Origin of the sequence: Amycolatopsis sp. NPDC051372, from assembly GCF_040682095.1 — a bacterium.
Classification (GTDB): domain Bacteria; phylum Actinomycetota; class Actinomycetes; order Mycobacteriales; family Pseudonocardiaceae; genus Amycolatopsis.
Genome location: NZ_JBFBAF010000017.1, coordinates 24,265 through 49,391, shown reverse-complemented (window position 1 = coordinate 49,391; position 25,127 = coordinate 24,265). Strand labels below are relative to the sequence as shown.

The window sequence follows — 25,127 nt, the reverse complement described above, 5'->3', positions numbered from 1 at the left end:
CCAGCCCCCTCAGCGGTCGACGACCTCGCCTCATGCGGCGGGCGAGGCGATCTCACCCAGGCTCTGGCGGTATTCGAACGCCTCGGGTTCGTCCCGGTAGTCGAGCAGGTTCCCGGCGAGGTCGTGCAGGAGTGCCTTGACCTCCGCCGGGGTGCACCGGAAGTACTCCCGCCGCCGGTTGACCCGGTTGAGCCGCCGGGCCTCCAGCTTGGCGTGGAGCTGCTGCTCGATCCCCACTGCGTCGTGGGAGAAGAACAGCGCGTGCACGTCGAAGCGGAAGGGCACCGACGCGTCGCCGAGCTCGCGCACTCGGTCCATCGGCTCGAGCCGGCGGGTCATCCCGATCTTGACGACGTCAGGGCCGAACGAGCCGATGTTGCTGATCACGTAGACGTAGCCCGCGCGAATGTTGGCCTGCCGTTCCTCGATGCCACTCAGCGCGGCCTCGATTTCGGCAAGCTTGCGCTCGAGATCGGCCATCCCCTGCAGATCTCCCTTCGCCCGCAGGGCCGCGATGGCGTTGCGGTAGTGCCCCTGCTCCTTGAGCAGCCGTTCCTGCTCGCGACGGTATTCCTGCAACGCCTTCTGCTCTTCCCTCAGAGCCGCACGTCGCTCGCGTTCGTCTTCCTTCTCCTGCTGCTTCTTCGCCAAGTAATCGGCGGTGAGCTCGAGTTCCCCGATCTTCATCGCGTGGTAGGCGGGGTTGACCCGGATCGACGCCATCGCCCCGAGCTTCTCGATCGTCCGGACAGCGGTCTCCAGCCGCTTGACGGCGGACGCGAGATTGCCGGCTTTGAGCACGCGCACGCAGTTCTCGGCTTCCGCGTTGTACGCGCGGAGCATGAGCTTCGACAGATCTCCGACGAACTTGCGTCCCTGGGGCAGCGAGTTGTTGTAGTGGAAGCTGTTCGATGCTTCGACGGCGGACTTCGTCCGGGTCATGTCTTTCATGGCGGCCTTTAGCCGTTCGAGCTCGGCCTTGTAGGCCTCGGCGTCGGAGAGAACGTGCCGGTACTGGTAGACGCCCACCTCCTGCATCAGCCGGGCGTCGTCGGTCTCGACCACCTCGGCCCGAAGGGTCGTGAGCTGCGCTTGCAGCTGGGCGACCTCGGCGTTCATGGCCGAAGTCTGCTGCTGGTAGCGGGCTTGGTCCGCGTGAAGCCGCTGCGTCTGAGCGGCGATTTCCTGCTGGATGGCGACCGAACCGAGCGCACCCAGCCGCTGGAGCTCGCCACGCAAATACAGGTTCTCGCGTTGTGCCGCTTCGAGCTCTTCCTGCCGCTTCCGCCCACCGAACACCGACGCCTCCCCGGAGATCACCCTGCGCCAGGCGGAGTCGTCCATGGGCTCCGGTTCGTTACGGCTCCGGTCGAGCTTCAGCCGCTCGCGTGCCCCCCGTTTGCGCGCTGCGTGGCGCTCCGCCGGTCGTTATTCGGAGAGCAGCACCCCGACCGCGAGCTCGAAAACCTCCCGCAGTTGCCCGAACAGTGGCGACCCGCTCGTCGGGGTGATCTGCGCCGTGATGGACACCGCGACGCCGCCGCGGCCGTCGGGTGCGGCGGCGTTGAACTGGGTGTTGCCGGTGTTGCCGGTGTTGCCGGTGTGGCCGTAAACGTGGCCGTAGCGGGTGTCGTAGCGGAAGAGGGCCAGGCCGGCCGCGTTGGTGCCGGGGCCGGGGGGTTCGGAGCCGCCCGGCCGGAACCGGAGCTGGGCGTCGCGGGTCTGGCGGTCGATCAGGGCGCCGCCGACGTAGCCGCGGATGAAGCGCACCAGGTCGGCCGGTGTGGACACCACGCCGCCGGAGGCCCAGCTCCAGCCGGGGGCGACGGTGGTCGTCACGTCTTCGGGCGGGCCCGCGACGGTGGTGTCGTAGCCGTGCAGCGCCGGTTCCGGCAGGTCCGGACCACGCGGGAGGCTTGTGTCGCCCAGCCCCAGTGGCTGCAGCACGCGCTGGCGGAGCACGTCCTCGTACCGCCGGCCGGTGACCGACTCGCACATCAGCGCGACGAGGATGTTGTCGGAGTTCGAATAGGCGTAGCGGCTGCCGGGGCGGAACAGCAGATCGGGATCGGGGGCGTACGACAGCAATTCCCGCGGCGGCGGCGGATCGTGCAGGTTCGCGACCAGTGCGTCGCGGAAATCGTTGGTGCCGCTGAAATCGGGGATGCCGCTCGCGTGGCCGAGCAGCTGGCGCAACGTCACGGCCGACCACTCGCGGGGCATCCCGCGCACCGTCCGGCCCACCGTGGTGTCGAGCGACAGCCGGTCGTTGCTCACGAGGGAGAGCGCCGTCGCGCCGCTGAACGCCTTGGCCACGCTCGCCACCCGCACGCGGTCGCTCGCGCGCGGGGAGCGGCGGGCACCGAGCCGGGTAACTCCCGCCGTGTAGAGGGAAGTTCCCGACCCGCGGCCGATCGCGACGACGACCGCCGATGGGCCGTGCGGGCTCTCGTGCAGCCGCCGGATCGCCGCGCAGCGAGTCCTCCACGCGCGGGCGCCCGGTGGCCGTGGCCGGGGCGGCCGTCCACACGAGACCGCCCGCGGCGGCGAGGGTGGCTTGGGCGAGAATCGCGCGCCGGGACATCACCATCGCACCACGGTAACCGCGGGAAATGCGCAGCCCTAACGTTTCTTCGTCGCCCGGAAATCGTCACGACGGAGAATCGTTTCCTCTTCCCCCGGTGCGCATTCCGCGCGTCCGCGCCCCGGGCGGTGAATTACAGGCCGGGCCGGCGGTGCACTTCCCCGCGCACCGGCGGCCCGGACACCGCTCACGCCATCTCGGGCACGTTCAGGTGCGCGATGGCGAGGTCGAACTCGCGGACGTCGAGCCGTTCGGCGCCGGCTTCCCGCAGGGTGGCCGCGCGCAGCGAGTTGGCCTTCTCGGCGGTGCGGCCCAGCGCCTCGGCGCTGTCGTAGCCGATCGAGGCCACGCACCGGCCGCTCGCGCGATCGACCATCAGGCTCGCGTTGCAGAACCCGTCGAAGTCGGCGAGCCCCGGCAGCGTGGTCATCTTGAACACGTCGACGACCGCGTCCACCCGTTCGGGCGCCACCTTCAGCCACGTTCCCCGCACCGCCGCGCCGGCACCGGAATGGTGATCACGGTGCAGCAGCGCGATCTCCCACTCCTCCGCCTTCGGCGGTCCGCCGAACATCTCGGCGACCTGCTCCCGCAGCACGGTCATGGCCTGCGCGCTCTCGCGCATGGTCTCGGCCGAGCGCCACGCCGTGGTCACGATCGTGCGGCTGTCCTGCCGGCCGAGGAGCATCGACAGTCCCACGTTCCCCTCGGTGGCCAGCGCCGCGGGCATGACGGTGTCACGCACGTGCGCGACCGCGTCGTCCAGCGACGCCGGCTTCAGCTGGATCGTCGTGCTGCGAGCGAACACGATCCACCTCCCGCCGGTCGTGGCGGCGCCCCGGTGACGCCACCGGTCCCCTCACCCTCCCCCCGGGCGCGGCGGGTCACAACGCCCCGAATTTCACGGCGCGCGGGTCAGAACGCGGCGGTGCCGTTCGGCGTGCCGAGACCGGTCGGGCCGTCGTAGCCCGCTCCTGCGGTGCACAGGTACGAACCACCACAGGAGCCATTGCTGCCGGAGGTCACGTCGAACAGGCCATCCGGGTGTGCGTACGGCTGCGCGGCGGCCGTGACGGAATTCCCGGCCAGCGCGTACACCGACGCCACGACCGGAGACGACAGGCTCGTGCCACCGACCTGCACCCAGCCGTCGGCACCCTGCGCGAGCCCGAGGGTGAGCAGCAGGTCGCACAAGGCCCCGCCGCCGCAACTGTTGTACGTGTCGTACACGCCGAGCCCGGTCTTCGGGTCGGCCACCGCGGCGACGTCGGCGACAGTCCGCTTCGCGCACGCGGTGTCGTGCTGCCACGCGGGTTTGGGCTCGAGCGCGGAGCAGCCGCTGCCGCTGCCCGACCACGTCGTCTCGGCCCAGCCGCGCGAGGTGCCGGCGGCTTTCTTCAGTGTCGTGCCGCCGACCGCCGTCACGTAGGGCGACGACGCGGGCCAGCTCACGCCGTAGCCGGCATCGCCGGACGAGGCGGTGATGGCGATGCCGGGGTGGTCGAGGTGGGCGTCGGCGGCGGTGATCGTCGGGTCCTCGTCGCCGCCGTAGCTGTTGGAGATCGCCACGACGCCCGGGGTCGTGGCGGCCGTGTCGACTGCCGTCATCAGCGGGTCGGTGTCCGGGGAATCGGCTTCCACCAACAGGATGCGGCAGTCGGGGCAGGTCGCGGACACGGCGTCGAGGTCGAGGCTGATCTCCTCCGCCCAGCCGTAGTCCGGCGCCGGCAGCGGGCTCGCCGCGCCGTGCTGGTTGACCTTGCGGAAGCAGCCGTCGGCCGAGGTGCACGGCGCCAGCCCCCGCGCGGCGCGGTAGGTCGCGAGGTCGCTCTCGGCGGTCGGGGCGTCCATGGCGTCGACGATCGCCACGGTGCGGCCGTTCGCGTGCCGGCCGCCGAGGCCGTACGCGGCCTGGATCTCGGCCGGTCCGTAGCCGACCGGAGTCGCCGCGACCAATGGTCCCGGCCCGTCCGGCGACTTGATCGCCTTGCCCAGGCAGTGCAGGCGGGCCTGCGCGCACCCGAAGTCGACGAGATCGCCGCCCAGCAGCGGCGCGGCGTTCGCCGCGGTCGTGGTGGAAGCCGCCAGGGGAACGGCCAGTGTCACCGCCACGAGCACACGGGCCAGGTTCTTGAGTCGCGACACTGCGGCCTCCTTGATCACGCTGAGACAGCGAATGGTCGCATGTAACTCGTTCCGGGTCACCCGTCCGAATGAGGGAAAGTTCCACACCTCCGTTTCCGGCTGGCCCTCGTCCACGACATTGGTCCAGACACCTGTTACCAATGCGTGACGTCCAGGGCGCCGACCGGCGGCTACTTTGTTGTGAATTACAACAAATATGTGTCTGTGAATCACCGACGGAGGTGTCACGGCGTGAACCGGACCTTGGACCACAGGTTCCCATCCCGCAGCTCTCGATCCGACGGCGCGCGATGGCGGGCAGGGCGCTCGCGACGGCCGCACTCCTGCCGGGGGCCGGGCTGGTCGCCGCTCCCCCCGCCCTCGGCCGCCGGCGACTACACCCAGGCCGCCGCAGCGGCCGGTGCGCAGCAGGTACAGCTCACCTTCACCCCCGCCGCCCCGGCGCGCTACGTCGACGTGCACTACACGGGCGTGCCCGGCGTCGGGCAGCAGAACGTGCGCATGACCGAGGGTGCCGGCACCTGGCGCACAACCGTCGGTGGGCTTGGCAGCGGCAGCGTGCTCGACTACTGGTTCACCTACGAGAAGAACGGGCCGCAGTTCGACACCCCGCACTTCACGTTCACCCAGGGCGGCGGCACGCAGGCCGGCTGCCCGGCACAGCCCGATGTGCCGGACTTCGGTCCGAACGTGCGGATCTTCGACCCGAGCATGCCCACCGCCACGATCCAGGCGCAGCTCGACGCCGACTTCAACGCACAGAAGGACACGCAGACCGCGCAGTTCGCCGACCGGCGCGTGGCGCACCTGTTCAAGCCGGGCACCTACGCCGTGCACGACGACGTCGGCTTCTACACCTCCGTCGCGGGCCTCGGGCGCAACCCCGACGACGTGACGATCAACGGTGACATCACCGTCGACGCGTTCAACGCCTCGGACCAGGGCGTGGCGCTGCAGAACTTCTGGCGCTCGGCCGAGAACATGGCGGTGAACCCTTCCAGCGGCAACGACCGGTGGGCCGTGGCGCAGGCCGCGCCGTTCCGCCGGATGGACATCCGCGGCGGGCTGCAGCTCTACCCCGCCAGCTTCGGCTTCGCCAGCGGCGGCTACGTCGCCGACACCCGTGTGTCCGGGCAGACGGCCTCGATCTCGCAGCAGCAGTGGTACACGCGCGACTCGGCGTTCGGCAGCTGGGACGGCGGCGTGTGGAACATGGTCTTTTCCGGCACCACCGGTGCGCCGGCGAACACGTTCCCGAACCCGCCCGAGACCACGCTGGCCACCACGCCCGTCGCGCGACGTGCCCTATCTCTACCTCGACGGCGCCGACTACCGCGTGTTCCTGCCCGCCCTGCGCGCCAACGCGTCGGGCCCGAGCTGGGCCGGCGGATCCACCCCGGGGACGTCGCTGCCGATGAGCCAGTTCCGCGTGGTCAAGCCCGGTGACACCGCAGCGTCGATCAACAGCTCGCTGGCCGCAGGCTGCAACCTGTTCTTCACCCCCGGCGTGTACCACCTCGACCAGACGTTGAACGTCACGCGCGCCGACACCGTCGTGCTCGGCATTGGCTACCCGACCCTGGTGCCCGACAACGGCGTCGACGCCATGCACGTCGCGGACGTCGACGGCGTCCGGGTGAAGGGCCTGCTCTTCGACGCCGGCACCACGAACTCGCAGTCGCTGCTGACCGTCGGCACGGCCGGGTCGCACGTCGGCCACGCGGCGAACCCGACGACGCTGCAGGACGTGTTCTTCCGTGTCGGCGGTGAGCTCGCGGGCAAGGCCACCACGAGCCTGGTCGTGAACAGCGACGACACGATCATCGACCACACCTGGGCGTGGCGTGCCGACCACGGCAACCCCGGCACAGTCGGCTGGACCACCAACACCGCCGACACCGGGGTACTGGTCAACGGCGACGACGTACTCGCGACCGGCCTGTTCGTGGAGCACTACCAGAAGTACCAGGTGATCTGGAACGGCCAGCGCGGGCGGACGATCTTCTTCCAGAACGAGATGCCCTACGACGTGCCGGACCAGGCGTCGTGGAACGCGCCCTCGGGCGTGGCGGGGTACGCGGCCTACAAGGTCGGGGCGAACGTGACCTCCCACGAGGCGTGGGGCCTGGGCAGCTACTGCTTCTTCGACACCAACCCCGCCGTGTCGAGCTACCACGCGTTCGAAGTGCCGAACACGCCCGGCGTGCGGCTGCACAGCCTGCTCACGGTGTCGCTGAACACCCGCGGCAGCATCACGCACGTCGTCAACGACACCGGCGCGGCGACACCGTCTGGCACGGCACCGGTGAACGTGGTCAGCTACCCCTAGCGGCGCGCGACGGGTACGAGAGGGCTCTTCGCCGGCGTCGCTCCGGCGAAGAGCCCTCTCGTCTTTCGTGGAAATGCCGGCGGGTGTCGAAGTGCCCTCCGGCCGTTCGTGTAACGGGCGACGAGAGGAAGGATCGAGCCATGAAGCAGTACCTGCTCAGCGTCTACCAGCCCGACGGACCCACGCCGCCGGCCGAACAGCTCGACATGATCGTGGACCGGCTGGACGCGCTCAACGCCGAGATGAAGGACGCCGGCGCGTGGGTGTTTTCCGGTGGCCTGCACGCGCCCGGTTCGGCGACGGTCGTGCGCGCCGAGGGCGGTGATCTGCTCACGACCGACGGCCCGTTCACCGAGGGCAAGGAGCACCTGGGCGGGTTCACGATCGTGCGCGCGCCGGACCTCGACGCCGCGCTCGGCTGGGCCGGGCGGATCGCCGAGATCACCACGCTGCCGGTGGAGGTCCGGCCGTTCCAGGGCAAGGCCTGAGCGTGTCCACTGTGGACGCTCTGGATCGGGTGTTCCGCGCCGAGTACGGGCGGACCGTGGCGGTGCTGGTGAGGGTGTTCGGGGACGTCGACGTCGCCGAGGAAGCGGTGCAGGAGGCCTTCGCGATAGCGGCGAGCCGCTGGCCGGCCGAGGGACTGCCGCCGAGCCCCGCCGGCTGGCTCGTGACCACGGCTCGTCGCCGGGCTCTGGATCGTCTGCGCCGCGAGTCCTCGCGCTCCGACCGGCACGCGCAGGCCGCTCTTCTGCACGCCGGTACAGAACCGGTCGAGGAGGGCCCGGTGCGTGACGAACGGCTTCGCCTCATCTTCACCTGCTGCCACCCGGCGCTCGCCCCGCACGCCCGGGTCGCGCTCACCCTGCGGCTGCTGGGCGGCCTGACGACGGGCGAGATCGCCCACGCGTTCCTCGTGCCGGAGCCCACGATGGCGCAGCGCGTCTCCCGCGCCAAGGCCAAGATCCGCGACGCCGGCATCCCCTACTGCGTCCCCGCCGACGCCGACCTGCCCGGCCGTCTCGTCGCCGTGCTGGCCGTGGTGTACCTGATCTTCACCGAGGGCCACACGGCCACGTCCGGAGCCTCACTGGGCCGCCCCGACCTCGCGGCGGAGGCGATCCGGCTGGGGCGGGTGCTGGCTTCGCTGATGCCCGACGAGCCCGAGGTGCTGGGGTTGCTGGCGCTGATGCTGCTGGTCGAGTCACGCCGTCCTGCGCGCACAGGTCCCGGCGGTGCGGTGGTGCTGCTGTCCGACCAGGACCGCGGTCTCTGGGACGCTGCCCTGGTTTCCGAAGGGCAGGATCTCGTGCGCCGCTGCCTGCGCCGCGACCGGCCCGGGCCGTATCAGTTGCAGGCCGCGATCAACGCCGTCCACGCCGACGCTGCCACCGCCGGGCAGACCGACTGGCGCCAGATCGTGCAGCTGTACGACCACCTGTTGCTTCTCACGCCGACACCGGTGGTCGCGCTGCACCGCGCGGTGGCCGTTGCGGAGGTCGACGGGCCGGGGGCGGCGCTGGCGCTGGTGGACTCCTTGGATCTGGACGGTTACCACCTGCTGCACGCCGTGCGGGCCGACCTGCTGGCGCGCGCCGGCCGACGCGGCGAGGCGGCGGCCGCGTACGACCGGGCGGTGGAGCTCGCGGAGAACGCCGCCGAACGGGCCCTGCTGGAACGCAAGCGAGCCGCTCTCTCCGATACCTAGGCGGACCGCGGCCGATCGCCGGCGAGTACGAGGCGAAGAACTGGCTTCGGAGCGGCCACGAGCCCCGGCGCACCGAGCGCTACGCGTGGCGGACCGCGTGCAGGGCGGCTCGTCGCCAGGCCGCCGCCGTCATCGGGGCCACGAGCGGGCGGGCGCCCGGACCGTCATCGGGTACAGGTCGGCCGCGGGGTGCAGGAGATGCCGAGGTCGCGCAGCATGTCGGCGGTGTCGCCGGCGGAGTGGACGAGGTTGAGCAGCGCGTAGCGGCCGAGTTCGGTGCGTAGCCGCCCCGGTTCGCGCGCGGCGGGGTCGCCGGGGCCGACGAGCTCGGTGAGGCGGACCGGCACGGGCAGGTCCGCGAGCGGGCCCTGGTCCCCGGCGGGGGCGACGACCAGCAGCAGCGAGTCGGCGCAGTGGTCGGCGATGCGACGCACCTGGGGGGTGGCCGTGTTCCATTGGAAGTACCACAGCGCCCGCAGGGTCACCGGGTGAGCGGCACTCGGCGGGCGCCGACGACGCGGAAGCCTTTCTCGGCCAGCCAGTCCATTGTGGACGTGATTCGGCGGGCGGCGATCGCGTCGGGTTTGACCAGCAGCAGCCCGTGGGCGCTCGCGAAGCGCCCGACGTCGCCGGTGAGGGCGCGCAGGGGTTCGAGCGACTCCTGGAAGCAGGTGTCGGCCGCGTACCGGGGCGCGCTTGTCCGCGTCGCGGGTCAAGGCCTCGTGCGGCCGCTGTCCGTCCTTCTCGTGCCCGTTCACGGCATCCGCTCCCTTCCGGGTGGTGACCGATGTCCCAGCGCGGGACCGGGGAAAACCCCAGACCCGGGCGCGCTCGCTAGACTCGGGCGGCGATGCGTCGATTCCGGTGGTGGTGGGGAGCCCTGGTCCTCGCCTGCGTGGCTGTGCTCGCGAGCTTCTTCGTGTTCTCCGGCCCCGGGCTCAAGCCCGGCCAGCCGCTGCCGCGCAAAGGTCCGCCCGGCACGGGCCCGCTGACGGTGGTGGCGATCGGCGACAGCACCGTGTCCGGCGAGGGCGCCGGCGACTACACCCCCGACACCGACGGCCGCAACGGCGATTGGTGCCATCGCTCGGCCAACGCCTTCGTGCAGAAGGTTCGCATTCCGGACGTCACGGCGCGGGTGAACCTGGCGTGTTCGGGCGCGCCGGCGGAGCAGGTGTCGCTGGGCGGGGTGAAGCAGTGGGGCGAGCGGTCGCAGGCGCAGCAGCTGGCCGCGGTGGTGAAGAACCACCGGGTGTCCGCCGTGGTGATCGCGATCGGCGCCAACGACGACCCGAAGTTCTCCACGCAGGTGTCCGAGTGCTTCAAGGCCTGGTTCTCGGTGAGCGCGCCGTCGTGCAACCTGGCGCTGCAGAAGACGTGGCAGTCCAAAGTGGACGCGATGGTGCCGAAGGTGGTCAACGCAGTCGGCGATGTGAAGAAGGTCCTGGCCCAGGCGGGTTACGTGCCGGCCGACTACCAGCTCGTGCTGCAGTCCTACGCCGCGCCGGTCGCCACAGACGTTCCGCCGGGGTTGCAGAACCTCGACGGCTGCCCGTTTCACACCGACGACCTGCAGTGGATCTCGACCACGGGCATCACCACGCTCTCGGCGGGCCTGAAGCAGGCCGCCGTGCAGTCCGGCGCGCGGTTCCTGGACCTGGCGCGCGCGGGTGAGCACCACGAGGCGTGCAGTGGCGGCGCGAACCCGGCTTCGGAGTGGTTCACGCGCCTGACGCTGCACCTGAGTGATCTGGGCCAGGCGGACCGGGCGCAGCACGCGCTGCAGGAGTCGTTCCACCCCAACGCCGCGGGGCACGCCGCGATCGCCGACTGCCTCTCGGAGTTCCTCGCCGGGCGCGAGGGCAACGCCACGTGCCTGTCCGGGCCTGACGGCAAGCTCCACGCCGTGCCCGAGGTCGCCAACCGCTGAGCGGCGGCCCTAGAGGTCGAGCGCGGCCCGCAGTGCGACGTCGATCTGTTCCTGCACTTCCTGGTCGATCTCGGCGATGCGCTCGTCGAACCACGGCCGGTACAGCCGGGTCAGGTTGAGCGTGGACACCCAGTACCGCGCGTCGATCGCGACGCCCAGGATGTCCTGCGGGTCGCGGTCGAGCAGTTCGGTGCCGAGCAGCCAGGGCCGCTCGGACTCGTTCACCCCGTCCGACGACAGGAGCACCACGGTGCGTTCCCGGGCCGGTTCGGTCGGGGGATGGTACGTCCAGACTTCACCCCTGCGCACGCATGTCCTTTTCCGCCGCCGTCCGTTCCACCTCGTCCGCCTCGGCCGCCGGCGCGGTCGGCGCCTGCTGCGGGGTGTAGCCCGTGCGCACCGCCTCCCGCCGGGCCGCCTTGGACAACCAGGACGAGACCGAGATCCCGTGCGCTTTCGCAGCTCGTTCGGCGAACTCGAGCGCACCACTGTCGAGAGAAAGGGTGACCTTACGTGTTGCCATACCTTTTATCGTACCAGCGGTCGGGCTTGGAGGCGCCACAGCGATGTCACCTCCCCGGCACGGGCGGCGTGAAAAGGGTCTTCGGTGGCAGCCGCCTTCGGGTGCCGCGGTGTCGTGTCGATGCGGCCGGCTACGCGTAGGCCGGCGGCGCTGACGAGGTCCACGAGTTCGGCGCGGGTTCGGAGTCCGACGCGCTCGGCCAGGTCCGAGAGGACGAGCCAGCCTTCCCCGCCGGGTTCGAGATGGGCGGTCAGGCCGGTGAGGAAACCCCGCAGCATGCGGCTGTCGGGATCATAGACGCCTTTCTCCAGGTCGGACACCGGATGCGCGGGCAGCCACGGCGGGTTGCAGACCACGAGATCGGCTCGCCCCTCCGGGTACAGGCAGGGTTCGGGCACCTGGATCCGGGCGGTGAGGCCCAGCCGGGTGGCGTTGTCGCGGGCGCACGCGAGGGCACGCGGATTGCTGTCGGTGGCCGTGACGCGGGCGATGCCGCGGCGCGCCAGCACGGCGGCGAGGACCCCGGTACCCGTGCCGAGGTCGAACGCGGTGCGCGTCAGTGCGGGCAGGGGTGTCTGGGCCACGAGGTCGACGTACTCGCTTCGGGTCGGTGTGAACACCCCATAGTGGGGATGGACGCGGGCGCCGAGAGCCGGGACGAAGACGCCGCGCTCGCGCCATTGGTGCGCACCCAGCACGCCGAGCAGCTCACGCAGGGCGAGCACACCAGGGCCGGTCGCGGCCCCGTACGCCTGGCGGCACGCCTTCCGGACGTCCGGAGCGCGCCGCACGTCGAGGCGGTGCTCGGCGTCCACGGCGACGAGCAGCTGCCCCAGTACGCGGGCGCGGTTCCGGCGCGCCCGGCGATGCTCGCGGAAAGCCTCGGCCGGGTCGGCGACGGGGTGCGGGGTTCGCCGGTCCAGCCGGCGGCCCATGGCCGCCAGCAGCCGGCGGGCCTGGGGGAAGTCACCACGCCACAGCAGGGCCACGCCGGAACGGGCCAGGTCGCAGGCGGTGGCGGCACTGCAGCGGTCGTCGACGGGGACGAGTCGCGACGGGGGCGGGAACGGGGGCATCTCGGGCTCCTCGTGATCGGACGTGCGGGTACACGGCGAGCACTTCGGGGCGCGAGCGAGGAACCCCTGGACCAGGCCGGGGGATCGAGACGTGGGAAAGGTCCGGCTATCGCCTCGGCGCCGAAGTGCGCGAGGAGTGATCGCCGAGCACCATGCCGAGTGTCACGAGAAGCCTTTCGGAGAGCCGATACGCGGGGCCGCAGCATGGCACCTGTGCACTCGTGACCGCCACCGGATTTCGGCCGTTCGGAACAGCGGTGGTGAACCCACCGCAACACGAGCGACGCACGACTCCTCAGCCCGCGGCCCAGGCCACCCACAGCGGTGGTTCCCGCCGGGCTGTTCCCTGCGGCTCCGAAAATGATCTTAGGCTCCGCCGCGGAGGGTTTTCGCGATCACAGGGGGTTCGAGACCATGGAAACGCGAACGGCAAGGATTCGCTCCGCCCGGATTTCCGCGGCGGTTTTCGCTCTGACCATCGCTTCGGCGGCAGTGGCCGTACCGGCGGCGCTCGCGGACCCCATCCCGGGATTCGACTTCGATCCGGTGAAGCTGACGCAGCGGATGGACCAGTGCACCAGCCGGCAGGTGGACGACGGCTTCCTGCTCATGGGCTGGATCAACGTCAGCTCCGGCGAGAAGCGGCAGTGGCGGTGCAGCTCGCTCAAGCACATGCTCGAGGACCCGCGCCCGGGCGGGGAGCAGCACGATCCCTACTCGGATCCCGGAAGGGTTCATGCGGTGCGCCGACCGCACGGTGAGCTACGGATTTCCGAGGCCCGCGTCGGGTCCGGGCAACAAGCAGAACATCCTGCAGTTCCGAGGCACGGAGCAGCGCGCCCACGTGGTCTACAACGAGGTCACCGGCGACATCGCCACGATCTACACCGAGCCGGCCCAGGACAACTGGCACGACTGCGCCTACTGGGCGCCGGGTGCCGCGGTGCGGCCCGGGCCGGCTCCGGAAGTCGCCCGATCCGGTGTGGCGGTACTCGCCGGCCGGTGAGCGGGTTCGCGGCCTGCCATGCTGGCGCGGATGACGGACACGGGATACGCGCGGCTGCGGCTGGAGGTACGGGTCGACGAGGTCGACGGGGTCCGGACGCCGCAGGTCGTACCGCTGGTGGACGGGCGGATCCTCGGGCTCGACCTGGTCGCGCACGCGGTGCGCGGTGACTACGGCCGGGGAATTGATCCGGATGTGCTGCTCGGGCGGCGCAGCCCGCTGCGTCCACCCGACGTGGGCCTGGAGCTGTTCGACGAGCGGCCGCGGGCGCCGCTGTGGCGGGGCTCGCGGGCCGAGGATCCGGTGGCGATCTCCGTGCTGGTCGAGCGGGAGAACGCGGGCTGGGGCGCGCCGCACGACGCGGTGGTGTGGGCGGACTGGCAGGTCCGGCGGTGGGAGGGGCTGACGCCGCCGGAGGTGGTGCGGTTCGATCCCGGGCAGTACTTCGAGGAGCTGATCCGCGCGGACGTCGACCGGTGGTGGGAGGACGTGCCGAGGCGGGTGGCGCGGCACGTGGTGTCGGTGCTGGACGACCGGCCCGGGGTGCTCGGGCAGTGGGGGTTCGGGTTGCTCGGCGGGCGGGGCTGGACGATCGGGGCCGACGGCGAAGTGGAGATGTCCGTCGTCGGCCCCGGGGGCCGGCACTACCTCCAGTTCGGCTGCGATCCCCAGGGTGATCCCGATGCCGAGGCCGGCCGGATCCTCGACCGGCTCGGCGACACGCACCCCGAACGGTTGCCGGCGACGGTGCGCTCGACCGTGCTGTAGCGGCGGGTGGTGCTCTCCTCACGGGAAAGCCACCACCCGCCGGAAGTCACAACGTCGGCGAACGCCCTTCGAACGGCGTCGACAGCACCACCGTCGTCCGAGTCGACACCTTCGCCGCCTCCCGGATCCGCCGCAGCAGATCCTCCAGCCCCAGCGGCGAAGCGACGCGCACCAGCAGGATGTACGACTCGTCCCCCGCGACCGAGTAGCAGGACTCGATCTCCGTGATGTGCTGGATGCGTTGCGGGTAGTCGTCGGGGGCGGCCGGGTCGTTGGGGGTCAGCGAGATCAGCGCGGTGAGCGGGAGGCCGATCTGCTCGCCGTCGAGACGGGCGGTGTAGCCGAGGATCACGCCGCGCTGCTCCAGCCTCCGCACGCGCTGGTGCACGGCCGACACCGACAGGCCCACGCGTTCGGCGAGGTCGGTGAAGCTGCGCCGGCCGTCGGCGGCGAGCTCCTGCACGATGGCCTGGTCGAGCGGCTCGAGGGGGCCGCTCATGCTTCGAGCACGACGAGGTCGTGCGGCCGGGTGTTCACGGCCTCGACGCCGGTCTCGGTGACCACGACGATGTCCTCGATGCGGGCGCCCCAGCGGCCCGGCTGGTAGATGCCCGGCTCGACGCTGAACGCCATGCCCGGCTCCAGCGGCAGCGTGTTGCCCGCGATGATGTAGGGCTCCTCGTGCACGTCGAGGCCGATGCCGTGGCCGGTGCGGTGGATGAAGAACTCGCCGAAGCCCGCGGCGTCGATCACGTCGCGCGCGGCGGCGTCGATGGACTCGGCCGTGGCGCCGGGGCGCACGGCGTCGACCGCGGCCTGCTGGGCCTGCTGCAGCACGGCGTAGGTCGGGGCGACGTCGGCGTCGCGCGGTTCGCCGACGGCGTAGGTGCGGGTGGAGTCGGAGTTGTAGCCCTCGGGCAGCGGGCCGCCGATGTCGACGACGACCACGTCGCCGCGCTCGATCACGCGATCGGAGACGTCGTGGTGGGGGCTGGCACCGTTGGGGCCGGAGCCGACGATCACGAAGTCGGCCACCGTGTGGCCCTCCTCGACGATGGCGGCGGCGATGTCGGCGCCCACCTCAGCCTCGGTGCGCCCGGCGCGCAGCCACTCGCCCACGCGGGCGTGCACGCGGTCGATGGCGGCACCCGCGGCGCGCAGCGCGGCGATCTCGGCAGCGTCCTTGCGCATCCGCAGCTCGCGCACGACGGGACCGGCCAGGATCTGCTCGGCGTCACCGAGGGCGGTGCGCAGGGCGAGCACGTGCAGGGCCGGGGTGAAGTCGCTGACGGCGACGCGGCGGGCCTTGCCGAGCCGGTCGGCCACCAGCCGGTAGGCGTCGTCGCCGTCGACCCACGTGAGGACCTCGACGCCGAGCTCGGCGGTGGGCACGTCGGCGTAGCCGGGGGCCTCCAGCTTGGGCACGACGAGCGCGGGCACGCCGTCGGCGGGCACCACGAGCGTGGTGAGGCGCTCGAAGGAGCCGCCCGCCTGGCCGAGCAGGTAGCGCAGGTCGGAGCCGGGGGCGATGAGCAGGGCGTCGGTGTCCGCGGCGGCGGCCGCTTTCGCTGCGCGGTCGAGGCGGGCGCGGAGCGCGGCGGCGTCCGGGGCGGGCGTGTGGAGGGATCGGCGCGACATGCGGCTGAGCCTAGTACCGGCGCGCGGAGGGGCCCGTCACCCGGGCGGGGCCGGAGTTTCGAACAGCGGCGGCAACGCCGTGAGCATCAACGAGGACCAGACCACATGGGTCAGCATCGGCGCCTGAATGCCGCCCGTGGCACGCCGTTGCAGCCCGAACAGCGTCCCCATCACGATCGACGCCAGCACGAGGGCCGGGTTGCGAGTGGCCACGGTGGACAGTGCGTAGACCGCCGTCGAGGTCGCCACCGGCGCGCGCGTCACCGAGCCTTGCAGGGCGCCGCGGAAGAAGACTTCCTCGGCGGCGCCGGTGATCAGCGTCGTCGCGTAGACGGCCGGACCCGAACCGCGATCGGCGTAGGCGAGCACCCCCGCGATCGCCCGTGACAACGGCGGGATGCGGCGGGCCACCAGCGCACAGCCGTAGAACACGCCGAACGCGCCGACGGCGACCGCCACGGGCCCCGCGACGGGGTGGCGCGAGGTGCCGCGCGGCGGTGGTCCCGCGGCGAGCCCGCCCGCGGCCCAGGTGGCGGCGACGGCTCCCGTGCGCCCGTGGAAGCGGGCTGAACCGGGAGGCGTGGAGAGCGACCGGCCGAGCAATCCGGTACCGGCCGCGGTGACCAGCCCGAGCAGCGAGCGCCGCATCACGCCGCCCGCGCGCGTTCGGCCAGCGCCGCCAGGGCCGCGGAGTCGTAGTCCATGGGTTCGAACGGTACGACGTCGCGGATCGCGGGGTCGCGCACGACCACCTCGTTGGCCATGGAGTCGATGAGCGTGCGGCCGGTGGCCACGTCGACGTCGGTCACCAGCGCGAGCCAGTACGACGAGAGCCGCGGCGAGAGCAGCGGCACGGGCACGATCAGCGGCCTGCGGCCCTCGATCCGCGCCAGCCGCCTCAGCATGTCCAGGTAGGCCAGCTGTTCGCTGCCGCCGATCTCGAACGTCCGGCCTTCCGCGGCCTGCGAGTCGAGCACGCCTACGAGGTAGCGCACGACGTCGGCGATCGCGATCGGCTGGGCGCGGGTGGCGGCCCAGCGCGGGGTGACCATCGCGGGCAGGTGCTCCACGAGCTGGCGGGTGATCTCCCACGAGATGCCGCCGTGGCCGATCACGATGCCGGCGCGCAGCACGGTCACGGGCACACCGGTGCCGGCGAGCAGGTACTCGACTTGGCGGCGGCTGCGCAGGTGGGCGGACAGGTCGTCGGAGTCGTCGCCGAGGCCGCCGAGGTAGACGATGCGGCCGGTCCCGGCGGTGCGCGCGGCGAGGGCGAACGCGCGGGCCGCCGCGGAGTCGCGGCGTTCGAAGTCACGAGCGTCGAGGGCGTGCACGAGGTAGTAGGCGGCGTCGGTGCCCCGCAACGCCATCTCGAGCGAGCGGGAGTCCTCGACGTCGCCGTGCACCGCGGTGCCCGCGCCCGTGTAGGCGGCCGGGTTGCGGGTCATCGCGCGCACGTCGTGCCCGTCGGCGGCCAGTGCCTCGGCGACGCGGCTCCCGACGAAACCGGACGCCCCGGTGACCAGTACGCGCACTCCCACTCCCCTTTCCCACGGTGTCGATCAGGGGTACCCGGGACGGGGCGGTGGAAACCGGGCGGCGCGTCAGGCGCGGTACTGCGCGGGCAGACGTGGCAGGCTGGGCGCGTGACCGGACCACTCGCCCTCCTCGACTCCGCGAGCCTGTACTTCCGCTCGTACTACGCGCTGCCCGACTCGATGACCGCGCCCGACGGGACGCCGGTCAACGCCGTGCGCGGGTTCACCGACACGCTGGCGCGCATCCTCACCGACCGACGCCCGTCGCGGCTGGTGGCGTGCCTGGACGCGGACTGGCGGCCGAAGTTCCGCACCGACCTGCTGCCCAGTTACAAGGCACACAGGGTCGCGGTGCCGGGGCACGGCGAGGGCGAGGCCGACGTGGAGGAGGTGCCCGACACGCTCACGCCGCAGGTGCCGGTGATCCTCGACGTGCTGGCCGCGTTCGGGTTCGCCACGGCCGAGGCGGCGGGCTACGAGGCCGACGACGTGATCGGCGCGCTGGCCACCCACGAGCAGGACGCGCCGGTCGAGGTCATCACCGGCGATCGCGACCTGTTCCAGCTCGTGCGCGCGACGCCGACGCCGACCTCGGTCGTGTACGTGGGCAAGGGCTGGGCGAAGGCCGAGGTGCTGGGGCAGGCCGAGATCGCCGAGCGCTACGGCGTGCCGGCCGGCCACGCGGGTCCGGCCTACGCCGACATGTCCGCGTTGCGGGGTGACCCGTCCGACGGGCTGCCCGGCGTGGCCGGTATCGGCGAGAAGACCGCGGCGAAGCTCATCACGCAGTTCGGGTCGCTGGAGGAGCTGATCTCGGCCTCGCAGTCGGGCGACTCGCGGTTGCCGCTGAAGACCCGGCTGCGGCTCAAGGACGCGGCCGACTACCTCGCCGTGGCCCCCACTGTGGTGCGGGTCGCCGTCGACGCGCCGGTGGTGCAGTCCGGGCCGGACGCCGTGCCGACGAGCCCCGCGGACCCGGACCGGGTCGCGGAGCTGGCCGAGCAGTGGAACCTGGGCCGCTCGGTCGAACGGCTCCTGGCGGCGCTGCCGAAGGCGTGAGCGCGGCTCAGAAGTACGTGCCGCACCACGGCCGCGTGTCGGTGGCGAACAGGGTGTCGGCACGGCCGAGCGCCGCCGGGTCGACCGCGGTGATCCGGCCGGCTTGCGCGAGCGTCGAGGCGCGCCACTCGCCGAGGTAGAGCATGGCGAGGCTGTCGGCGTCGAGGCGCACGTCCGCGTCGGCGTCGGTGCGTTCGGCGCCGTCGGGGCCGACGCGGTAGCGGCCGCGGTTGGCCGGCAGCAGCCGATCGTCCACTTCGAACACGACGGGTTCGCCCGAGCCGTAGGTGCGAGCGGCGAGCGCGCCGGCGACGTCGACCAGCCGCAGCCACAGGTCGTCTTCCACCTCGGTGGTGCGGGCACGGCGCGGGTCGGCGAGCAGCACGGAGAGGGGTTCGTCGAGCGGGCGGAAGCGGGAGCTCACGGTGGCGACGAGGTCGATCGAGAGCAGGAACCGCCACAGCGCGGCGATCGCCTCCGGGTTCGTGCCGTGCAGGTCGCGGACCTCCAGCAGCGGGCCGCGTTCGGGTTCGGCGGCGGTGGACTGGTCCACGCTCTTGAACATCGCGAACGCGTCGTCCTCACCGTTCGGTCCGGTGTGGACAGCCACGCGGTACCCGTCTTCGCGGCTGAGGCGGCGGTTGAGGGCGATGGGCCACCAGACGTCGGGGCGGGCGATCATGCCCGGCCGGTGCAGCCCGATCCGTTGGTACAGCGCGGGAAGCTGCGCGCGGGCCTCCTCGGTGTCGAGCAACCGGACGGCGCCACCGGCCTCGGCGCCTTCGCGCAGCCGCGCGGGGTGGTCGACGCGGACGGTGGCGCCGGAGGTGGCGATGCCGTAGCCGAAGCGGCCGTAGATCACAGCTTCGCTGGCGTGCAGGCACGCGAGCGTGGTGCCGCGTTCGGCGAGGTCGTTGAGCTGCGCGCTCATCAACGCGGTGACGACGCCGCGGCGGGTCCAGTCGGCGCGCACGCCGACACCGTCGACCGCCGTCGCGGGCAGGAGCGCGCCGCCGGGGACGGCGATCGTGGTGTCGAAACCGCTGGTGATCCCGATCGGACGGTCGTCGGCGAACGCGGCGAACTTGCCGGGCGCGGCCCAGGAATCGCCGATCTGCGCCCACGCCTCGTCCGAGAGCAGGGGGCTGTGCAGTGCTTGCCCGAGCAGGTCCAAGGTGGGCCGGCGCTCGTCGTCGGTGATCGGGCGTACCACGAAGTCGGTCATGCCGCGATCCAACCAAGCCCGCGGCGCGGGTGCCACGCGTTTTCCCCCGGCGCGCTACTTCGGGGCGTCGACGCGGTAGTCGCCCGCGGTGCCGGTGACCGTGATGGGCACGTGTTTCTCCTCGCCCGCGAGGTCGACCACGCACTGGAACGTGGAGCCGTCGGTCACGGCTTGGCGGTCGGGGCAGCTGACCTCGCCGACGCCGTCGAGCTTGTAGGTGTCGGCGAGGATCTTGGCGACGGCGGCGTCCATGGCTTTCGCGTCGAACACGCGCCCGGGCCCGGTGGCCGACGCCGGCGTCGCGCCCGCCGACGTCTCTGCAGGCGTGGTGGCGGAGGGCGTGACCGTGACGGTCTTGACGGACGTCACCGGGTCGGCTTTGGTCGAACAGCCGGTGGCGAGCAGCATTCCCAGGCCGCACAGACCCAGCACCAGCACGGCGCGCATTCCCGCTCCTGTCCCCCGATGCCCGTTACGGGCCCCTGGTCACGGTCAGAAGAAAGTACCGCACCAGGACGCGCGGCGCGTGCCGAACAAGGTGTCCACGTGCGACACCGCGGCGTCGTCCAGGACTTCGACACGGCCGGTGTCGGCCAGGGCCGAGGCGTGCCACGCTCCGAAGTAGAGCATCGCGAGCGAGGTGACGTCGAGGCGCAGGGCGGGGGCGGCGTCGGTGCGTTCGGCGCCGTCGGGGCTGATGCGGTAGCGACCGTCGTTGGCGGGCAACAGCGGGTCGGTCACTTCGAGGACGACCGGTTCGGCCTCGCCGTAGGTGCGGGCGGCGAGTGCGGCGGGCGCGTCGATCACGCGCAGCCACGTTTCGTCCTCGACGGCCTTGACCTTCACCGCGCGCGGGTCGGTGAAGAGCAGTTCGACGGGTTCGTCCACGGGGCGGGCGATCACGGAGATGTCGTCGACGAGGTCCACCGACAGCAGGAACCGCCACAGGCCGGCGAACGCGGCGGGGTTGGTGTAGTGGAACTCGAAGACCGTGAGTTTCTGCCGGTCGCCCTCGCCGCGTTCGACGTGGTAGACGAGGTAGCCGTCGACGCCGTCCGGGCCGCGGTGCACCGCGGTCTCGACGGGGCTGTCCGAGCGGCGGGCCTGGTTCTCGTTCATGGGCCAGTAGTGCGCGGGCCGCGTGATCATGCCGGGCCGGGCGGTGCCGGTGGCGGCGTAGAGGTCGGGCCAGTGCAGCAGGGTCTGCTCGAGGCTGAACACGCTGACCTCGCCGCCGGACGGTGCTTCCGGGCGCAGCCGCGCGTGGCGGCGGTCGACGACGAGGTTGCGGCTGAGGGTCGCGACGCCGTAGCCGTACCGGCCGTAGATCGCGCCTTCGGTGGCGTGCAGGGACGCCAGCACCACGTCGCGTTCGGCGAAGTCCTGCAGCTGCGCGGCCTGCAGGGCGCTGAGCACGCCGCGGCGGGTGCGGCCGGCGCGCACGCCGACGCCGGTCACGGCCGCGAGGGGCACGCGCGCGCCGCCGGGGAGGACGACCTCGTGGTCGGCGGCTCGCACGGTGCCGATCAGCTCCGGGTCGAACGCGGCGAACACGCGCGACTCCTGCAGAGCCTCGCCGATCCGCTCCCACTCCTCGTCGCTGCCGGCCTTGACGTGCAGCGCGGACCGGAACAGGTTCCAGGCCGCGCGCTGCTCGTCGGCGGAGGACAGGAGTCGTACGGTGTGGTCGCTCATGCCGCGATCATCCTGTGGCCAGCGGGGTGCGGGCCACCGATTTACCCGGCTTCACTTTTCAGAGTGGATCACCGCGGTGATCATGGGGCGGCAGGCGGCGAGACCTCGTAGTTGCCGTCGCTGCCCTTGACGGTGATCGGCACCTGCTGCGGCTTGCCGTTGATGGTCGCGGTGCACTCGAACTTTGCACCGTCCTCGACCTTCTGCTCGGCCGGGCAGGTGACGCCGGTGACGCCTTCGATCTTGTAGGTGTCGGTGAGCAGCTTCGCGACGTCGGTCTGCATCTGGGTGTTGTTGAAGACCTCGGTCTTGAAGAAGCCGGGGGCGACGAACCCGAGGATCGCGACCACGGCCACCACCACGATGAGCGCGCCGATGCCGATGAACAGGCCGCGCTTCGACTTCGGTTCGTCACCGGTGTCGCCGACGGTCTGCGTGAGGGCGGTCGCCTGGCCGTAGTCGTACTGGTTGCCGGCGGGCTGGCCGTAGGGCTGCTGAGCCTGCGGGCCGGTCTGCGGCTGGCCGTACAGCGGCTGCTGCTGCGGGCCGCTCTGCGGGTACCCGCCGCCGGGCTGCTGCCCGTACTGCTGGGGCGGCTGCTGCCGGTTCGGGTCGTAGGGCTGGCCGTACTGCTGCGGGAGCGGCTGCTGGCCCCACTGCGGTTGCTGCGGCGACTGCGGTGGCTGCTGCTGGGGGTAGCCGCCGGGCTGCTGGCCGTACTGGGGCTGCTGCTGCGGCTGGACCCACTGCGTCGGCTGCGAGTCGTAGGGCTGCTGGGGCTGCTGGCCGTACTGCTGCGGGTTGTAGGGCTGCTGTTGCTGCTCCTGCGGCCCGCTCGGCGGGTAGGCGCCGCCCGGCTGTTGCCCGTATTGCGGCTGCTGCCCGTACTGGGGCTGCTGCTGCGGGTCGTTGCCGCCATACGGCGTGCTCATCGTTCGCCTCCGCCTTGATTGCCTGTGGCAGTGACCTCCTCGGGAGGAGTCGCTGCCCACGGTGTCGAGCGCGATCCAACCACAGGTCGGGGCCGAGCACACGCGTCCACGCGCACCCTGTCCGAGCGGTGACCTCGACCTGCCCGCGAACGCCCTGCGGCCGAGGCGCGCGCTTCCGGCAAAACAGTCATGCCCCGCCGGCCGCGACGACGCCGCGGCGCAGTGCGCGCACGGCTTCCGCGGCGGCGGCGCCGACCGGGTCGGCTTTGCCGAGGACGTCGCGGATCTGGTCGAGCAGGTCGATCACCTGGCGTGACCAGCGGACGAAGTCGCCGGCGGACAGTTCCTGGCCGTTGGTCTCGGCGGCGGTGAGGACCTTCTCGAGCGATTCGCCGCGGGCCCACCGGTAGACCGGCCACGCGAAACCGGCGTCGGGTTCGCGGGTGCGGTCGAGGTGGTGGCGGCGTTCGTCCTCGGTGAGGTCGACCCACAGCTTGGTGGTCTCTTCCCAGGCCTTGGGCACGGAGCCGCCGGGCAGGCGCGGCTCCCCCGCCATATCGCGGCGGGCCTCGAACACGAGCGTGGACACGACGGCGGCGAGCTCGGCCGCGCCGAGGCCTTCCCACACGCCATGGCGGATGCACTCGGCGGCCAGCAGGTCGGACTCGCTGTAGAGACGCGCGAGGCGGTGGCCGTGTTCGGTGACGCGGTCCTCGCCGGTGCCGGGGCCGAGGTAGCCGCGTTCGCCGAGCAGCGCGAGGATCCGGTCGAACGCGCGGGCCAGCGAGTGGGTGGTCGCGGCGACCTTGCGTTCGAGCTGCTCGGTCTCGGCCTGCAGGCGCTGGTAACGCTCGACCCAGCGCAGGTTGGCCTCGCGTTCGGCCAGACCGTGGCAGGGGTGGGCGCGCAGGGCGCGCTGCAGGGCGTTGAGCTCCGCATCGTCGCCCTGGCTCGTGCGGCGCCGCTGGCGCCCGGGCAGGGAGATGCCGGAGTCGCGCAGGGCCGACGCGATGTCGCGGCGGGTCTTGGGTGAGCGCAGTTCGACGTGCTTGGGCAGGCGGATGCGGCCGAGGGGCTCGACCGGGGCCGGGAAGTCGGCGACCGAAAGCGGCCCGGACCAGCGGTCCTCGGTGACGACCACGGGCCGCGGCTCGCGGATCGGATCCAGGCCCGGGTCGACGACCACGGCCAGCCCGGCGCGGCGCCCGGCGGGCACGGCGATGACGTCGCCCTTGCGCAGCTTCTCCAGCGATTCCGCGGTGCCGGCGCGGCGGGTGGCGGTGTTCTGCCGGGAGAGCGTCTTCTCGCGGGCGGAGATCTTGGCGCGCAGCTCGACGTATTCGAGCATCTCGTCGAACTCGCCGGTCACCGCGCGGGCGTAGCCGACGAGGGCTTCCTTGTTGCGGTCGATGCGCCGCGAGGTGCCGACCACGGACCGGTCGGCCTGGAACTGGGCGAACGACTGTTCCAGCAGCTCGCGCGCGGAGTCTGCGCCGACCTGGGCGACGAGGTTGACGGCCATGTTGTAGCCGGGCCGGAACGACGAGCGCAGCGGATACGTACGCGTGGAGGCGAGGCCGGCGACCTGCTTCGGGTCGACGCCGGGCTGCCACGCGACGACGGCGTGGCCCTCGACGTCGATACCGCGGCGCCCGGCGCGGCCGGTCAGCTGCGTGTACTCGCCCGGGGTGAGGTCGACGTGGGCTTCGCCGTTGTACTTGACCAGCCGTTCCAGCACCACAGTGCGCGCGGGCATGTTGATACCCAGCGCGAGGGTCTCGGTGGCGAACACGGCCTTGACCAGGCCGCGCAGGAACAGTTCCTCGACGGTCTCCTTGAACGCGGGCAGCAGGCCCGCGTGGTGGCCGGCGAAGCCGCGTTCCAGCGCTTCGCGCCATTCCCAGAAACCGAGGACGCTCAGGTCGCCCTCGGGCAGGTCGGCGGTGCGCTCGGCGACGATGCGGCGGATCTCCTCGACCTGCTCGGGCCCGTTGAGCCGCAGGCCGGAGCGCACGCACTGCGCGACGGCGGCGTCGCAGCCGGCGCGGGAGAAGATGAACACGATCGCGGGCAGCAGCCCGGCCGTGTCGAGGCGCTCCACGACGTCGACGCGTGAGGGCGGGCGGAACCGTTGCGGGCGGGGTGCGCCGCGGCGGCCTCCGCGGTTGCCGCGCATCGAGGCGGGGGCGAAGCGGCCGAGCTCTTCGGCGCGGCGCAGCAGGCCGGGGTTGATGCTCAGCTCGGCGTTCGGGTCGCCTTCGTCCTGGCCGGCGAACAGGTCCATCAGGCGGTTGCCGATGAGCATGTGCTGCCACAGCGGCACGGGCCGGTGCTCGTCGACGACGACGGTGGTGTCGCCGCGGACCTCGACGAGCCATTCGCCGAACTCCTCGGCGTTGCTCACGGTGGCCGAGAGCCCGACGACGCGGACGTGTTCGGGCAGGTGGAGGATCACTTCCTCCCACACGGCGCCGCGGAAGCGGTCGGCGAGGTAGTGGACCTCGTCCATCACGACGTAGCCGAGCTCGGGGATGGCGGAGCTGCCGGCGTAGAGCATGTTGCGCAGCACCTCGGTGGTCATCACGACCACCTGCGCGTTGCCGTTGATGGAGGTGTCGCCGGTGAGCAGGCCGACGGCGTCGCTGCCGTAGTGGGCTACGAGGTCGGCGTACTTCTGGTTGGACAGCGCCTTGATGGGCGTCGTGTAGAAGCATTTACGGCCCTCGGCGAGTGCCAGGTGCACGGCGAACTCGCCGACCACGGTCTTGCCGGCGCCGGTGGGTGCGCACACGAGCACGCCGTGGCCGTCTTCGAGAGCCTCGCAGCCGCGGACCTGGAAGTCGTCGAACTCGAACGACACCTCGCCGGCGAAACGCGTCAGCTGCGGGTATTTGGCGCGGCGGCGTGAGACCGCGTAGGCCTCGGCCGGGGAAGGTGAAGGGCTAGTGGCCACCCCGTCAGGGTTCCACAC

General features: G+C 71.9%; 24 protein-coding genes and 1 pseudogene. 7 read left to right on the top strand and 18 right to left on the bottom strand.

Annotated elements, in window-relative coordinates; all coding sequences use genetic code 11:
• Positions 1–30 precede the first annotated feature (30 nt).
• From AB0M56_RS25135 to AB0M56_RS25120, 4 genes are all read right to left on the bottom strand, one after another.
• Positions 31–1,344, bottom strand: a complete 1,314-nt coding sequence (locus AB0M56_RS25135; protein ID WP_364180107.1) for a DUF4041 domain-containing protein — start codon at positions 1,342–1,344, stop codon at positions 31–33.
• A gap of 84 nt (positions 1,345–1,428) precedes the next feature.
• The gene (locus AB0M56_RS25130; protein ID WP_364180207.1) at positions 1,429–2,415 is read right to left on the bottom strand and encodes a serine hydrolase domain-containing protein; all 987 of its coding nucleotides are present in this window, start codon (positions 2,413–2,415) and stop codon (positions 1,429–1,431) included.
• A gap of 356 nt (positions 2,416–2,771) precedes the next feature.
• On the bottom strand, positions 2,772–3,392 hold the full coding sequence (locus AB0M56_RS25125) for a hypothetical protein (protein ID WP_364180105.1): 621 nt from the start codon (positions 3,390–3,392) through the stop codon (positions 2,772–2,774).
• Positions 3,393–3,499: 107 nt separating this feature from the next.
• The gene (locus tag AB0M56_RS25120) at positions 3,500–4,729 is read right to left on the bottom strand and encodes a S8 family serine peptidase (protein WP_364180103.1); all 1,230 of its coding nucleotides are present in this window, start codon (positions 4,727–4,729) and stop codon (positions 3,500–3,502) included.
• A gap of 290 nt (positions 4,730–5,019) precedes the next feature.
• On the opposite strand from AB0M56_RS25120, the pseudogene AB0M56_RS25115 reads away from it, so the two are divergent.
• The 3 genes and pseudogenes from AB0M56_RS25115 to AB0M56_RS25105 all read left to right on the top strand — a co-directional run bounded on the left by AB0M56_RS25115 (position 5,020) and on the right by AB0M56_RS25105 (position 8,766).
• Positions 5,020–7,058, top strand: a pseudogene (locus AB0M56_RS25115) (hypothetical protein).
• A 140-nt stretch (positions 7,059–7,198) separates the two neighbouring features.
• A complete protein-coding gene (locus AB0M56_RS25110; RefSeq protein ID WP_364180101.1) occupies positions 7,199–7,546 on the top strand; it encodes a YciI family protein in 348 nt (115 codons plus the stop codon).
• Positions 7,543–8,766, top strand: a complete 1,224-nt coding sequence (locus AB0M56_RS25105) for a sigma-70 family RNA polymerase sigma factor (protein ID WP_364180206.1) — start codon at positions 7,543–7,545, stop codon at positions 8,764–8,766. The genes AB0M56_RS25110 and AB0M56_RS25105 overlap by 4 nt, the downstream gene beginning before the upstream one ends.
• Positions 8,767–8,930: 164 nt before the next feature.
• On the opposite strand, the gene AB0M56_RS25100 is transcribed toward AB0M56_RS25105, so the two are convergent.
• Positions 8,931–9,251, bottom strand: coding sequence for a hypothetical protein (locus tag AB0M56_RS25100; protein ID WP_364180099.1), 321 nt, complete (start codon positions 9,249–9,251; stop codon positions 8,931–8,933).
• Between the two features lie 365 nt (positions 9,252–9,616).
• Between AB0M56_RS25100 and AB0M56_RS25095 the strand changes: the two genes are divergently transcribed.
• The gene (locus AB0M56_RS25095; RefSeq protein WP_364180097.1) at positions 9,617–10,696 is read left to right on the top strand and encodes a GDSL-type esterase/lipase family protein; all 1,080 of its coding nucleotides are present in this window, start codon (positions 9,617–9,619) and stop codon (positions 10,694–10,696) included.
• Between the two features lie 9 nt (positions 10,697–10,705).
• Here the strand turns inward: AB0M56_RS25095 and AB0M56_RS25090 are convergent, their stop codons facing one another.
• From AB0M56_RS25090 to AB0M56_RS25075, 4 genes are all read right to left on the bottom strand, one after another.
• Positions 10,706–11,005, bottom strand: a complete 300-nt coding sequence (locus tag AB0M56_RS25090; protein WP_360601482.1) for a hypothetical protein — start codon at positions 11,003–11,005, stop codon at positions 10,706–10,708.
• Positions 10,992–11,219, bottom strand: a complete 228-nt coding sequence (locus AB0M56_RS25085; protein WP_360601484.1) for a hypothetical protein — start codon at positions 11,217–11,219, stop codon at positions 10,992–10,994. The genes AB0M56_RS25090 and AB0M56_RS25085 overlap by 14 nt, the downstream gene beginning before the upstream one ends.
• 5 nt (positions 11,220–11,224) lie before the next feature.
• Positions 11,225–12,295: a class I SAM-dependent methyltransferase gene (locus AB0M56_RS25080; protein ID WP_364180096.1), complete on the bottom strand. Its 1,071-nt coding sequence runs from the start codon at positions 12,293–12,295 to the stop codon at positions 11,225–11,227.
• 395 nt (positions 12,296–12,690) lie between these two features.
• The gene (locus AB0M56_RS25075; RefSeq protein ID WP_364180094.1) at positions 12,691–12,963 is read right to left on the bottom strand and encodes a hypothetical protein; all 273 of its coding nucleotides are present in this window, start codon (positions 12,961–12,963) and stop codon (positions 12,691–12,693) included.
• 68 nt (positions 12,964–13,031) lie between these two features.
• Between AB0M56_RS25075 and AB0M56_RS25070 the strand changes: the two genes are divergently transcribed.
• Together AB0M56_RS25070 and AB0M56_RS25065 are read left to right on the top strand one after the other, a co-directional pair.
• A complete protein-coding gene (locus AB0M56_RS25070) occupies positions 13,032–13,301 on the top strand; it encodes a hypothetical protein (protein ID WP_364180092.1) in 270 nt (89 codons plus the stop codon).
• Between the two features lie 30 nt (positions 13,302–13,331).
• Positions 13,332–14,069, top strand: a complete 738-nt coding sequence (locus tag AB0M56_RS25065) for a hypothetical protein (RefSeq protein WP_364180090.1) — start codon at positions 13,332–13,334, stop codon at positions 14,067–14,069.
• A gap of 46 nt (positions 14,070–14,115) precedes the next feature.
• Here the strand turns inward: AB0M56_RS25065 and AB0M56_RS25060 are convergent, their stop codons facing one another.
• The 4 genes from AB0M56_RS25060 to AB0M56_RS25045 are packed head-to-tail and all read right to left on the bottom strand — an operon-like array spanning position 14,116 to position 17,242.
• The gene (locus tag AB0M56_RS25060; protein WP_009078207.1) at positions 14,116–14,568 is read right to left on the bottom strand and encodes an Lrp/AsnC family transcriptional regulator; all 453 of its coding nucleotides are present in this window, start codon (positions 14,566–14,568) and stop codon (positions 14,116–14,118) included.
• A complete protein-coding gene (locus AB0M56_RS25055) occupies positions 14,565–15,707 on the bottom strand; it encodes a Xaa-Pro peptidase family protein (protein ID WP_364180088.1) in 1,143 nt (380 codons plus the stop codon). The genes AB0M56_RS25060 and AB0M56_RS25055 overlap by 4 nt, the downstream gene beginning before the upstream one ends.
• Positions 15,708–15,743: 36 nt before the next feature.
• Complete coding sequence (locus tag AB0M56_RS25050) at positions 15,744–16,355, bottom strand: CPBP family intramembrane glutamic endopeptidase (RefSeq protein WP_364180086.1); 612 nt, start codon at positions 16,353–16,355, stop codon at positions 15,744–15,746.
• Entirely contained in the window at positions 16,355–17,242 is an 888-nt protein-coding gene (locus AB0M56_RS25045) for an NAD(P)H-binding protein (RefSeq protein ID WP_364180084.1), read from the bottom strand. Before AB0M56_RS25045 ends, AB0M56_RS25050 begins: the two co-directional genes overlap by 1 nt.
• Before the next feature lie 111 nt (positions 17,243–17,353).
• Between AB0M56_RS25045 and AB0M56_RS25040 the strand changes: the two genes are divergently transcribed.
• A complete protein-coding gene (locus tag AB0M56_RS25040; RefSeq protein ID WP_364180082.1) occupies positions 17,354–18,304 on the top strand; it encodes a 5'-3' exonuclease in 951 nt (316 codons plus the stop codon).
• A gap of 7 nt (positions 18,305–18,311) precedes the next feature.
• On the opposite strand, the gene AB0M56_RS25035 is transcribed toward AB0M56_RS25040, so the two are convergent.
• The 5 genes from AB0M56_RS25035 to AB0M56_RS25015 form a co-directional block, all read right to left on the bottom strand.
• On the bottom strand, positions 18,312–19,529 hold the full coding sequence (locus tag AB0M56_RS25035; RefSeq protein WP_364180080.1) for a GNAT family N-acetyltransferase: 1,218 nt from the start codon (positions 19,527–19,529) through the stop codon (positions 18,312–18,314).
• A 54-nt stretch (positions 19,530–19,583) separates the two neighbouring features.
• Positions 19,584–19,976, bottom strand: coding sequence for a DUF4333 domain-containing protein (locus tag AB0M56_RS25030; RefSeq protein WP_364180078.1), 393 nt, complete (start codon positions 19,974–19,976; stop codon positions 19,584–19,586).
• Positions 19,977–20,021: 45 nt separating this feature from the next.
• Positions 20,022–21,224 carry a GNAT family N-acetyltransferase gene (locus tag AB0M56_RS25025; protein ID WP_364180076.1) on the bottom strand — a complete coding sequence of 401 codons (1,203 nt, stop codon included), beginning with the start codon at positions 21,222–21,224 and terminating at the stop codon, positions 20,022–20,024.
• 80 nt (positions 21,225–21,304) lie between these two features.
• Entirely contained in the window at positions 21,305–22,156 is an 852-nt protein-coding gene (locus tag AB0M56_RS25020; RefSeq protein WP_364180074.1) for a DUF4333 domain-containing protein, read from the bottom strand.
• Positions 22,157–22,343: 187 nt separating this feature from the next.
• Positions 22,344–25,109 (bottom strand): DEAD/DEAH box helicase, encoded by a 2,766-nt coding sequence (locus AB0M56_RS25015; RefSeq protein ID WP_364180072.1) that lies wholly within the window; start codon positions 25,107–25,109, stop codon positions 22,344–22,346.
• Between the last annotated feature and the right edge of the window lie 18 nt (positions 25,110–25,127).

What these genes read in the sequence shown, in the direction of transcription:
- AB0M56_RS25135 (WP_364180107.1), bottom strand. Translation starts at nt 1,344, where the DNA reads ATGGACGACTCCGCCTGGCGCAGGGTGATCTCCGGGGAGGCGTCGGTG.
- AB0M56_RS25110 (WP_364180101.1), top strand. Translation starts at nt 7,199, where the DNA reads ATGAAGCAGTACCTGCTCAGCGTCTACCAGCCCGACGGACCCACGCCG.
- AB0M56_RS25095 (WP_364180097.1), top strand. Translation starts at nt 9,617, where the DNA reads ATGCGTCGATTCCGGTGGTGGTGGGGAGCCCTGGTCCTCGCCTGCGTG.
- AB0M56_RS25085 (WP_360601484.1), bottom strand. Translation starts at nt 11,219, where the DNA reads ATGGCAACACGTAAGGTCACCCTTTCTCTCGACAGTGGTGCGCTCGAG.
- AB0M56_RS25080 (WP_364180096.1), bottom strand. Translation starts at nt 12,295, where the DNA reads ATGCCCCCGTTCCCGCCCCCGTCGCGACTCGTCCCCGTCGACGACCGC.
- AB0M56_RS25070 (WP_364180092.1), top strand. Translation starts at nt 13,032, where the DNA reads ATGCGGTGCGCCGACCGCACGGTGAGCTACGGATTTCCGAGGCCCGCG.
- AB0M56_RS25065 (WP_364180090.1), top strand. Translation starts at nt 13,332, where the DNA reads ATGACGGACACGGGATACGCGCGGCTGCGGCTGGAGGTACGGGTCGAC.
- AB0M56_RS25060 (WP_009078207.1), bottom strand. Translation starts at nt 14,568, where the DNA reads ATGAGCGGCCCCCTCGAGCCGCTCGACCAGGCCATCGTGCAGGAGCTC.
- AB0M56_RS25055 (WP_364180088.1), bottom strand. Translation starts at nt 15,707, where the DNA reads ATGTCGCGCCGATCCCTCCACACGCCCGCCCCGGACGCCGCCGCGCTC.
- AB0M56_RS25050 (WP_364180086.1), bottom strand. Translation starts at nt 16,355, where the DNA reads ATGCGGCGCTCGCTGCTCGGGCTGGTCACCGCGGCCGGTACCGGATTG.
- AB0M56_RS25035 (WP_364180080.1), bottom strand. Translation starts at nt 19,529, where the DNA reads ATGACCGACTTCGTGGTACGCCCGATCACCGACGACGAGCGCCGGCCC.
- AB0M56_RS25030 (WP_364180078.1), bottom strand. Translation starts at nt 19,976, where the DNA reads ATGCGCGCCGTGCTGGTGCTGGGTCTGTGCGGCCTGGGAATGCTGCTC.
- AB0M56_RS25025 (WP_364180076.1), bottom strand. Translation starts at nt 21,224, where the DNA reads ATGAGCGACCACACCGTACGACTCCTGTCCTCCGCCGACGAGCAGCGC.
- AB0M56_RS25020 (WP_364180074.1), bottom strand. Translation starts at nt 22,156, where the DNA reads ATGAGCACGCCGTATGGCGGCAACGACCCGCAGCAGCAGCCCCAGTAC.